At 28.5% G+C, this 11,274-nt stretch carries 13 protein-coding genes, 2 tRNA genes, 1 other RNA gene and 1 pseudogene; all 17 read right to left on the bottom strand.

The features are described 5' to 3' along the window. Positions 1-24: 24 nt before the first annotated feature. The 17 genes and pseudogenes from murA to BN1173_RS02345 all read right to left on the bottom strand — a co-directional run bounded on the left by murA (position 25) and on the right by BN1173_RS02345 (position 11,232). Positions 25-1,305, bottom strand: coding sequence for a UDP-N-acetylglucosamine 1-carboxyvinyltransferase (murA, locus tag BN1173_RS02425; RefSeq protein ID WP_040236381.1), 1,281 nt, complete (start codon positions 1,303-1,305; stop codon positions 25-27). 58 nt (positions 1,306-1,363) lie between these two features. Continuing rightward, on the bottom strand, positions 1,364-2,182 hold the full coding sequence (locus tag BN1173_RS02420) for a YmdB family metallophosphoesterase (RefSeq protein ID WP_025400758.1): 819 nt from the start codon (positions 2,180-2,182) through the stop codon (positions 1,364-1,366). Positions 2,183-2,417: 235 nt separating this feature from the next. Further along, complete coding sequence (lspA, locus tag BN1173_RS02410) at positions 2,418-2,930, bottom strand: signal peptidase II (protein WP_012538225.1); 513 nt, start codon at positions 2,928-2,930, stop codon at positions 2,418-2,420. 9 nt (positions 2,931-2,939) lie between these two features. Continuing rightward, positions 2,940-3,686 carry a Nif3-like dinuclear metal center hexameric protein gene (locus tag BN1173_RS02405; protein ID WP_014696324.1) on the bottom strand — a complete coding sequence of 249 codons (747 nt, stop codon included), beginning with the start codon at positions 3,684-3,686 and terminating at the stop codon, positions 2,940-2,942. Between the two features lies 1 nt (position 3,687). After that, positions 3,688-4,378, bottom strand: a pseudogene (gene pgeF / locus BN1173_RS02400) (peptidoglycan editing factor PgeF). After that, entirely contained in the window at positions 4,375-5,166 is a 792-nt protein-coding gene (gene lptB / locus BN1173_RS02395) for an LPS export ABC transporter ATP-binding protein (RefSeq protein WP_025400755.1), read from the bottom strand. The pseudogene pgeF and the gene lptB overlap by 4 nt, the downstream one beginning before the upstream one ends. Continuing rightward, entirely contained in the window at positions 5,144-5,773 is a 630-nt protein-coding gene (locus BN1173_RS02390) for an LptA/OstA family protein (protein ID WP_425456544.1), read from the bottom strand. The genes lptB and BN1173_RS02390 overlap by 23 nt, the downstream gene beginning before the upstream one ends. Positions 5,774-5,835: 62 nt before the next feature. Then, positions 5,836-6,372, bottom strand: coding sequence for a hypothetical protein (locus BN1173_RS02385; RefSeq protein ID WP_014696320.1), 537 nt, complete (start codon positions 6,370-6,372; stop codon positions 5,836-5,838). Between the two features lie 214 nt (positions 6,373-6,586). Continuing rightward, positions 6,587-6,862: a DNA adenine methylase gene (locus tag BN1173_RS04775; RefSeq protein ID WP_281276933.1), complete on the bottom strand. Its 276-nt coding sequence runs from the start codon at positions 6,860-6,862 to the stop codon at positions 6,587-6,589. A gap of 28 nt (positions 6,863-6,890) precedes the next feature. Next, on the bottom strand, positions 6,891-7,406 hold the full coding sequence (locus BN1173_RS04770; RefSeq protein ID WP_281276925.1) for a DNA adenine methylase: 516 nt from the start codon (positions 7,404-7,406) through the stop codon (positions 6,891-6,893). A 9-nt stretch (positions 7,407-7,415) separates the two neighbouring features. Continuing rightward, positions 7,416-7,922 carry a nucleoside-diphosphate kinase gene (locus BN1173_RS02375; RefSeq protein WP_025400752.1) on the bottom strand — a complete coding sequence of 169 codons (507 nt, stop codon included), beginning with the start codon at positions 7,920-7,922 and terminating at the stop codon, positions 7,416-7,418. Positions 7,923-8,248: 326 nt separating this feature from the next. After that, positions 8,249-8,833, bottom strand: coding sequence for a recombination mediator RecR (gene recR, locus BN1173_RS02370; protein WP_038366310.1), 585 nt, complete (start codon positions 8,831-8,833; stop codon positions 8,249-8,251). Positions 8,834-8,836: 3 nt separating this feature from the next. Continuing rightward, a complete protein-coding gene (locus tag BN1173_RS02365; RefSeq protein ID WP_014696316.1) occupies positions 8,837-9,136 on the bottom strand; it encodes a YbaB/EbfC family nucleoid-associated protein in 300 nt (99 codons plus the stop codon). A gap of 2 nt (positions 9,137-9,138) precedes the next feature. Continuing rightward, the gene (gene dnaX / locus BN1173_RS02360) at positions 9,139-10,785 is read right to left on the bottom strand and encodes a DNA polymerase III subunit gamma/tau (protein WP_025400750.1); all 1,647 of its coding nucleotides are present in this window, start codon (positions 10,783-10,785) and stop codon (positions 9,139-9,141) included. A 170-nt stretch (positions 10,786-10,955) separates the two neighbouring features. Further along, an RNA gene (gene ffs, locus BN1173_RS02355) (signal recognition particle sRNA small type) lies at positions 10,956-11,054 on the bottom strand. 2 nt (positions 11,055-11,056) lie between these two features. Next, a tRNA-Ser gene (locus BN1173_RS02350) sits at positions 11,057-11,143 on the bottom strand. 15 nt (positions 11,144-11,158) lie between these two features. Further along, a tRNA-Arg gene (locus tag BN1173_RS02345) sits at positions 11,159-11,232 on the bottom strand. Positions 11,233-11,274: the final 42 nt, after the last annotated feature.

Here is an 11,274-nt window from a genome sequence, read left to right as displayed (position 1 = left end):
ATTTAAATATATAAAATGAAGTCTTTATTCATCTTTCACTCTTTTAATTCTTGCACCAAGAAAGCTCAACTTAGAAACAACATCTTCATATCCCCTCTCAATTTGATAAATATTATGAATACGACTCTTACCCTCAGCACAAAGAGCTGCAATAAGCAAAGACATACCTGCTCTAACATCAGGAGAAGATACATCACTTCCCTTAAGAATAGTTTTCCCTGTAACTACCACACGATGAGGATCACAAAGAACAATTTGAGCTCCCATTTTAATAAGTTTATCTACAAAAAACATCCTTGATTCAAACATTTTTTCAAAAATAAGCACAGTCCCTTGAACTTGAGTCGCAGTTACTATCATAATACTCATAAGATCTGTTGGAAAAGATGGCCAAGGACCATCATCAATTTTAGGAATATGTCCTCCAAAATCCAACCTTACTTTTAAATACTGTTTTTCCTTAACATATATATTTTCATTATCATATTCAAAATCAATACCAAGTTTTGAATATACATGCTTTATTAAAATAAAATTACCAGGATCAGCCTTATTAATTTCAAGCTCACCTCCCGTTAATGCAGCAAGACTAATTAATGAACCTATCTGCATAAAATCAGAACCTATCCTAAATTTAGCCCCTCTTAATTTCTTAACACCTCTTATTTTAAGCAAATTAGAACCAATTCCAGAAATGTCAGCTCCCATCAAATTCAACATATTACACAAATCTTGCACATGTGGTTCACATGCAGCATTCATTATCACAGTTTCTCCAAAAGCAAGAACAGAAGCCATAATAATATTTTCAGTAGCCGTAACTGATGCCTCATCCAAAAACATCTCAGCACCAATTAAATTATCTACCTCTAAAACAATACGTTCATTCTCTACCAACTTAGCACCAAGCTTACCAAGACCATAAAAATGAGTATCAAGACGCCTTTTACCAATAACATCTCCACCCGGAGGAGCAATATCAATTTGCCCACACCTAGCAAGCATAGGTCCTACAAATAAAATTGAAGCTCGAATTAAATCCGTTAAAGAAGAATCTATTTCTGTTTTCGCAATATTTAAGGCCTTAATTTTAAGGATATTACCATCCCTTATAACATCAACGCCTATGTCTTCTAAAATTTTTAAAATAACCTCTACATCTCTAATATTTGGAACATTTTCCAAAATCACTTCTTCATCTGTAAGCAATGCTGCTATCATGCAAGGTAAAGCCGCATTTTTATTTCCACTCGCCGTTATTTTTCCACCTATTTTAAAACCACCTTCCACAAGATAGCTATACATTATTACCTCCCAACCAAATAAAATTTATGTAAAAAACACTTAAAAATTAAAGTAACACCTAAATATCAGTACTATTTGCAATACTACTGTCAAAATCAATATATTCCCTTATAGCCTCAACAAACACAGCTTTACCATCATCAATATCAACTATAATGCCATTAAAACCAAGCCCATTCCACGATTCAGTAAATTTATTATTTAAAAAACCTTTTAAAAATTTATCTATTTCAAATACAGTAGAATATCCAACAACACTATCTAAACTTCCAACTCTACCAAGATCGGTAATAACTGCAGTATTATCAAAAATTCTAAGATCTGCTGTTAATATTCTCTTACCAATACCCAAACAAGCACTAACTCTAGATTTGAGATAAAAAAACATAGCATTAACTTCAGCTGTGGTATTAGAATCAAAAAGTACGATTATATTATTGGTAATTGACTTAATTCTTTCATAAAAATAATCAAAAGTAAGAAAAGGATTATTAAAATTATATTTCGTAATTCCTGTCTGTCCCACAAGTCTTAGTACAGCAAGTTTAATTCCATTTATATTATAAATAAAATAAGAATAACCTTTTAACCTAGCAGGGCAATTTAAAGGTTTTAAAATAAAATTATACCTATCAAGTTCGTCACTAAGCCCAGCCCTTACAAATGCATTTTCTCCTAAAGTTAAAACATCAACACCATATTTCTTTAACAAAAATGCATGTCTCTTACATAATCCTCTCAATCCTGTAGTAAAATTATTGCCAGATATCACAAAATCAATTTTATTTTTTTGTTTAAAAGAATGTAAAAAATTTTTTACCACAAAAACGCCAGGCTTACCTACAATCTCTCCAGAAACCAAAATCCGCAAACTCACAAAATCTTCTCCTATTAATCCAGATCAAAAAACTTAGAAAGAATATTCCTAAAAATAACACTTGACAAAAAATAGCTTATTGCAATTGAAATAAAAATCATCACAATAATTAAAACATACTGAAAAATAGGAGAAACTATAATATTCAATCTTGAAACAAAAAGAAATTCAAGAAAAAAAATAAAAAACATTAAAGATAAATTAATTAATGAACATAAAACAAAATATAAAAAATTCATAAATTAGTACTTTTATCTTTAGTAAATAAATCATAAATTATAAACACGATCATCCCAACAACAACATAACTGTCTGCAAAATTAAAGGTTGGCCATCTCTGAAGTCCAAAAATACCAAAAAACTTCACATCCAAAAAATCCACAACACCCAAAGGCCTAAAAAGTCTATCAATAATATTCCCAATACCACCAGATAAAATCAAAATAAGAGCAAACCTCGATACTTTGTTATTTTCTTTTAATGAAAAAGAAAAAACAAAAACTAAAATAATAATAGGAATTATAAGAAAAAATAAATTTTTTAAGCTAGAATCAATATTCGAACCTAATGAAAATAAAACACCAGTATTTCTTACATGTATTATCTTAAAAAGATCCCCAAAAAAAGATAGATATTCGGTTCCAAGCCTAACATAAGTAACAACTAAATATTTAGACCACTGATCAAAAAAAACTAAAATAGAGATAAAGATCAAATTACTAACTAATCTGTTTCTATTTATATTCATATTAAATCCTTATAAATTGGTATCTTGTAAAATAAAATCAACTTCTAATCCTCGTTGATTTTTTAAATATTCCATTAATTTTAACAAACCAAACGTTTCGGTAAAATAATGACCAGCAAATATCAAATTTACACCCCTCTCTTCAGCCAAAGAATATATCTGATGAGAAGTATCTCCAGTTATAAACAAATCAATATCATATTCTAATGCTTCTTCAAAAAAAGAATATCCAGAACCACTAACAATAGCCACTCTTGATACGTACTCTTTAAATTTCTTATAAAAAAGAATATGTTTATTATGGGCTTCAATCCTTTTTAAAATTTCAGAAAAACCAAATTCAGCAATAGAAATAATACCCAAATTAATACCTTTATAATTTGCAAAGGGAATAGGATTATGAAATCCAAGAAAATCAGATAACACTCTGCTGTGAGAATAAATAGTATGAGCATCCATTGGTAAATGAACACAATAAAGCGACAAATCATTATTAATAAGCCATTTAACTTTATCATACATACCAGCAATAATTTTATATGATTTTGACCAAAAAATACCATGATGAGTTATTAAAAAATCATAACCCTTTACTTCTCTTAAAGTTGCCATACTTGCATCAACAGCCAAAGCAACCTTTTTAACCTCAAGCTCCAAATTACCAACTTGAAGTCCATTAAGACTTTTATCAATATCCTTATGATCATTGACTTTAAATATTTCATCCAAATGCAATGATAATTCTTTAACAGTCAAACTAAGTTCTCCAAATTACAGCATAACTCCTTTTACCTCTAAATTTTCTATGAGAATAAAGATTACAATTGCAATAAGTACAAAGACCTGAATCCTCAACTTTTAAATTAAAATTAGAAATTAAACCTAAATTAAAATTAGCATTATCAAAATATATTTTATCATCCTTTTTACAAAAAGACATATCGCAACAATTTTTTACTAAATTTTAAATTTATTTTTGACACAAATTCTGATGAAACTTCATAACAACATCCTCTGTTATAAGGCCCAAATATAATTCTTAAATCTTCAAAATTTGAACCCATATCTTGAAATTTAAATAACATTTTTAAAATAATAAGCTGAAAACTACTCTTATATCCACTATGAGCAAGTCCTATATATTTTTTTGATTTGTCAAATATATATATAGGAAGACAATCTGCATAATAAGCAAGAAGAGCAACATTAAAAGAAGAGGACACAAGCCCATCTCCCCTTTGAAAATTAACAAAATCATCAGCAACTTCATAAACAATATTTGTATGTAATTGCTTTAAATATTTTATTTCTTTATTCTTTGGAATAAAACTTAAATTATCATTACTAATATTTTTTATCTCTAAATCAAAAGGTTTTTTAGTATAAATCAACTTAAAACTAGAATCTAGCTCAAATTCATAATAAAGTTCTCTCTCCAATACCTTCATAATCTAAACTCTTCACCAAGATAAAGTTTTTTAGCCTTCTCACTATTTATAATATAATCAACATTCCCCGAATCAAGCACTTGTCCTTGATAAATAATATAAGCTCTATCTATTATATCAAAAGCATCTCTTACATTATGATCCGTAATTAAAACACCAATATTCTTACTCTTTAAAATCCTGATTATATCTTTTATATCTCCAATAGCAATAGGATCAATACCTGCAAAAGGTTCATCAAGCAACAAAAAATATGGACTTACAGCTAAAGCTCTAGCTATCTCAGTTCGCCTTCTCTCTCCACCAGAGAGTGTATAAGCCTTTTGATATTGTATTCGCTTAATTTCAAAATCTTTAAGAAGATTTACAAGTTCAATTTTACGTTCGGCTTGAGATAAATCTTCTCGTCTCTCAAGAGCAACTAAAATATTATCTTCAACTGTAAGTTCCCTAAAAATAGATGGCTCTTGGGGCAAATAAACAATTCCCAATCGTGCTCGCTCATACATATTAAGTTTAGAGACATCATGATTATTGATTAAAACACGCCCACCATTGGCTTTAATAAAACCTACAATAGTATAAAATGTAGTGGTTTTTCCTGCACCATTTGGCCCAAGTAAACCTACAACCTCACCCCGATGAACATCAATAGTCACACCATTAACAGCTACTTTCTCTCCATACTTCTTAACAATACTATCTGCCTTAAGAACAATATCAGTAACAGCATTAAGACTAAGTTTTTCTTTAATTGATTCTATTCTATTTTTCTTGTTGAGGAAGATCTTCCTCCACTTGAGTAAATTTACCTTCAACATCACCCTCAAGATTATATTTTTTTGTTTCCGTATTTAAAACTATCCTTGAAGCAGAATAATAATTATCATCTTGATAAATAACGGGAACACCCTCAAGAACAATTTCTTTTTCTTCCTTATTATAAATTCCATTTTCAGCTCGTGCAAAAATGTCACCTTTATATATCTTAACAGAATACTGCATAATATAAACACTTGTCTTACGACTACCTTCAATCCTTTCAGCCTTAACAACAAGTTCATTTTCTAAATCTTCAAGTTCAACACCTTTTTGAAGATAAAAATTATCTAATTTTCTATTAACAAATAAAAATTGTGATTTCACATTCATTTTATTAGTATAATCTTCATAATAAACATTACCACGTGCCTCAATATAAGAACTCCCTTCCCCATAAATTTCAATCTCATCAGCCCTAAGCTTAAAATCAGAAGAAATCACCTCAGGATTTCCCTTTAAAATAATCCTTCTATAAAGAGGAGACAAAATACCATGAGAAAAATCAGCTCTAAAAGTAAACTCACTCTTTTTTTTTGAATTGTCTTTTTCTTTTAATTTTGAAGAGTCATCCAAACCGTTTTTACTCTGTGCATAACCAAATAAAGAAATACAAATTAAACAAAGAATTAAACTTTTCACTTCACAAGCCCTTCAATACCAGAATAAAAATAAAAATTATTACTCTTGAAAAAATACGAAAAACCCTTTCCTGTTATATTACTCTCATCAAATCTAATAAATACTAACTCATTTGGAGGAGAAAATAACTTTTTCTCATTATCTCGCCATAAAAGTCTATTGGTATTAATGAGATAATAATTATTCATATCTTCTATCTTCAATTCCACAGAATCTTTCATATCTAAATCTTTAGTAATATGAGAACCTTCTAAATTACTAAACTTACCCGAAATTCGATTTTCCAAGGCATGATACAAAAATCTCCCATTTTCAACTTTATAAAGTTTATAATAATTAAAATAATTAAAACTTAAAGCTTCCAATATGGTTTGTTTCTTCCCACCCACAATATTATGATAGCTAATTTGTAATATTTGTATTGTAGGAGCTTCTTTAGCAGCACCTGTCCTATTAGAATATTCCTCATAATTAAAGGTACAATTAAATAACAGAAAAAGTGGTAACAAATAAAACAAAGCATATCCTATCATACAAGTCCCTAAATAATTTATACAAAAATATCTCTAAACTATCTCAAATTCCAAACACTCAATATATTTCTTATTCATTAATTGAGATAATCACCATCAATAAAACTTACACCTAAGAATTTCACAATACAGACACAACATATAAAATCCTTATTTTTTTTTGTTAAAGGACCTTATGGCTATTAACAAGCACTACAATAATTATGCAATACTACTAAAAATTTTTCACTAAAATTTCTCTTATATTACCCCGTCCAATTGGATTTGCATTAATCAACCTTTTAGAATCAACAAAAATAATATTATAATTTTTATAAAGCTCAAGACTAGATATAGTATTAGAATTTGAAAGCAAAAATTTAGCTCCTTTTTTATCTATTTTGTCACAAAAACGTAATAGCCTCTCATGCATTGAAAAATTAAATCCATATTTATTATAACTTGTAAAATTACTTGTTTTTGAATAGGGTATATAAGGTGGATCAAGCATCAATAACAAGTTATTTTTTTAATAAAATTCAAGAACAAAAAAAATCTAAACTTAAAACCCTAACTTCTCGCAAAAGTTTAGAAGCTAATCGCAAATTTTCAATTTTATAAAGATTAATCTTTTTATATTGACCAAAAGGAGTATTAAATTGTCCACTACCATTTTCTCTGTAAAGACCATTATAACAAGTTTTATTTAAATAAAGAAAAATACATGCCTTTTCCAAATTAGTTAAATTTGCATTATTAAAACTATTCCTTATATCAATATAATACTCCTTAGTTAAAGGAGCATTATTATACTTTTCTATTCTTAATAAAAAATTATTTAAATTATGGGCAACTTCCATATAAAAATTAATCAAATGAAAATTTATATCATTAATAATTGAATTTTTTAAATTTAATGCAAAAAACAATGCCCCTCCACCTATAAAAGGTTCAATATAATTATTAAAAGAAAGAGGAATATTATTTAAAATAGAGTTCAATAAATTTTTCTTACCACCAGCCCATTTCAATATAGGCCGTATCACAACACTCATAATCAATAACTAATAATAATGTTCAAACTCATCATCTCTTTTATAAGTAAAAATTTCATCTTTTGTAAACCAGATAGGTATTTCACGATTTGCATCAATAAGACTTGCAGAAGAGTGAATCACATTATAAACTGCAAAATTTTTTGCATTGGCATAATTAAAACTATGATAAGAAAAATCACCTCTTATTGTCCCAGGTACAGACATCTTAGGCTCTGTAGAACCACAAAATTTTCTAACAACCTCAACAGATTCAACACCTTCAATAACAAATGCAAAAACCGGAGAACTCATTAAAAAATTAATTAAAGACTTCCAAACAGACTCACCATGCCTTGCAGCAATATCATCATACAAATAATGTTCTTCGGCCATCTTACGATCAACCAAAACCATTTTAGCAGCCACAATTTTTAATCCTACCCTCTCAAATCTAGAAACAACATTACCAATTAAACCTCTTCTAACCCCATCAGGTTTAACAATACATAAAGTTTTTTGTATTAATGTAGACATAAACAACCTCCCAATGTTTTTAATACAATGCAAACTAATAATAAGACATAATTTATTTAATTCATGAATATGCATTTAAAAACAACTTATTTTAAAATGCTAATTTTTTGCAATTAAAATTAAAACTAAATGTATCTCTTAAGCACTTTATTATAAGTTCAAGTAATTTAAAAACACACTATTTATATTACCTTATATAAATAATTTTAACTATTGGTTATAAATTAAAATTCTAAACTAAATGCAAATACAAAAAAGCATTCAAAAAAATTCTTTAAAAAGCTATAAAAACAAACTATTTTGAAAAAAATGACTTAAGAACAAAATCACATTTTAAGTCTCAAACGTAATGCCCTAAGAGTAGTCACTTTATCTGCATTACTAATACTACCCCCAGCAGGAAGACCAGATGCTATTCTTGTAACATTAATATCTAAGTCCTTTAAAAGATTACTGATATAATTTGCAGTTACATCTCCCTCAATACTAAATTCAGTAGCAATAATTACTTCTTCTGCTTTTAATAGTTTAATATAATTCTCTAATTTATCAAGATTTAACTCATCTGGTCCAATATTTCTTAAAGGATCAAGATGACCATGAAGAACAAAATAAAATCCATCATATTCCTTAGTAGCCTCAATAACTTCCAGATCTTGAGGCATTTCTACAACGCAAATTATACCTTTATTTCTATTTAAATTCGTACAAATATTACAAAGTTCTTCTTCAGCAAAATTGTAACAATTTTTACATTTTTGTATCTCTAAATGAAGTCTAATTAAAATTTGTCCCAATGCTCTTGAAAAATTTTCACCGGTATACAAAATATCATAAACCATTCGTGCTGCTGTTTTTTTTCCTATGCCTGGAAGTTTAGAAACTAATTCAATTAAATCTTGTATAATCAAACTTTAAATCCCAAATGGAATAGAACCCATTGTTTTCGATTTTATTTCCTCTTTCACTTTAAAAACAGCATCATTAAAAGCAGATTTTATCATATGTTCAAGTGCTTCATTATCCAAATCATTAAAAAAATCTTCTTTAATTACAATTTTTTTAACAACAAATTCCCCATTCATTTCAACAACAACAACATCACTTCCTGCCCTACCACAAACAACAATTTGAGATATTTCTTTTTTAATATTATCAATATTATCTTTAAAATTTGACATATTTTTCAAAAAATCTAATGGATTTACTGCCATATTTACTCCTTTACTTCACTTGCTCCAAAAATGTTTTTGACTCTCAGCACCTCATTATCAAACTCATCATCATTATCCTTAAATTGCTTTTGAAATATAACATTTAATCTAGGAAACTCTTTACAAAATTCCGCCCTTATCTCATTTTGATAAGCCTGTAGTTGATTATATTCAAATCCACTAAAAATTTTATAATAAAGCACCCCACCATCAATTAAAACCTCTCCTGAATACACTAAAGTTTGAACATACTTAGACACTAAGTAAATAAAAGTTTCTTTAATTCTATCATTATCATCGATCTTATCAAAATTATCCTTTGTTTCTATAAAAATTTTATCAATATCATCATCCTCAGAATCACAATGTACATCAGGCTCTTGAATCTTAACTTTCAATGGTATCTCTTCTTCAGTAGCATTATCTGGTTCCATCAAAGGCACATCACTTAGCTCTGATTTTAAATTGACATCACAATTTATTTTATCTATATCACAATTTATTTCATTTAGTGCTTTAGTTTCAATATCCTGAATTTGCTTAATTAAAAGATGATTAGGAATATAATTTTTAAGTCTAAGTATCTTAATAAAATTAATCTCAATTTCATATTTAGGATTTATCGAAAATTGCAAATCCCTATAAGTTTCAAGCAATACACTAATACTTCTCTCAACATGTTTTAAATCAAAATTTAATAAAGATTCTTTTAAACTTTCAAATTTAACACCAATAAACATAATATTTTTGATGTCTAATTTCAAAAATAATATTTCTCTAAAAAATTCAATTGCATCAAGAAGAAATTGTTCACATGAAATACCTGTTAAAAATACAGTATCTAAAACACTAAGTAACTCTTTTAAATCATCATTAAGAATGCTCAATGCTAATTTTTCCAAGAATTCGTCACTGGTTAATCCCATCTTAGATCTGATTTGATCAAATTTTATATCAGAATTACTCAATGACACAATTTGATCAAAGAGAGTATAGGCATCCCTTACGCTACCTCCACTCTTATAAGCAATCCACTTTAAAGCTTCATCTTCGTACTTAATGTCATCTTCTAAACAAACACATTTTAACATCTCATAAATTTTATCTAAAGGCAAAAGCCTAAAATTAAAATGTTGACATCTACTTTTTATCGTGTCTGGTAGTTTGTGTACCTCTGTTGTTGCAAAAATAAAAACAATATAATTTGGGGGTTCTTCTACGGTTTTCAAAAGAGCATTAAAAGCAGAATTTGAAAGCATATGAACTTCATCAATAATATAAACCCTATACCTAGAATTGGCAGGAGGAAACATTATTTCTTCTTTAATTTGCCTAACATCTTGAACAGACGTATTTGAAGCACCATCAATCTCAATAACATCAAGACTATTATCGTTATCAATAGATTTACAATTAAAACATGTACCACAAGGCATAATTGTTGGACCTGTTTGACAATTTAAACATCGTGAAAAAGCTCTTGCAGAAGAAGTTTTACCAACTCCTCGTGGTCCTGAAAATATATAAGCATTTGCTATCTTATTACTTTCTATTGAATGTTTTAAGGTTTCAACTACAAAATCTTGTCCTTCAAGAGAAGTAAAATCTCTGGGACGCCTCTTAATGGCAGTACCCCTTGCAGATATCATCCCATCCCCCATAAATAACAATAATTTTACTTAAACCTTAAATTAAATACTAACGATTTATTTAACAATAAATTTATTTTACTATTAATGACAATATACACAATATAACAATAATACCTACTTAAGTATTATTTTATAAAAACGTACTTACCTATCTAAACAAAATAAATTTATCCTAAGATTACACGCACTCATTGAGTAATCACTTACCGCTGCTACCTTCCAGTCCTGACGGGATTAGGCAACACTCAATAGTGCGGATCCTAGGAACCGGAGAAAATGGGATTCGAACCCATGATACATTCTCATGTATACACGCTTTCCAAGCGTGCGCCTTCAGCCACTCGGCCATCTCTCCAAAACTACATACTTTCGTGCCCAAGGGGACTTGAACCTCTGACCCTCAGAACCGCAATCTGATGCTCTATCCAGCTGAGCTATGGGCACAAACATTTAACTTCAATTGTAATAAAAATTATTATTTATTAC

Origin of the sequence: Borrelia crocidurae (assembly GCF_000825665.2) — a bacterium.
In the GTDB taxonomy this organism is placed as follows: domain Bacteria; phylum Spirochaetota; class Spirochaetia; order Borreliales; family Borreliaceae; genus Borrelia; species Borrelia duttonii.
The sequence above is the reverse complement of the archived record's forward strand: the minus strand, read 5'-3'. Positions and strand labels throughout refer to the sequence as shown.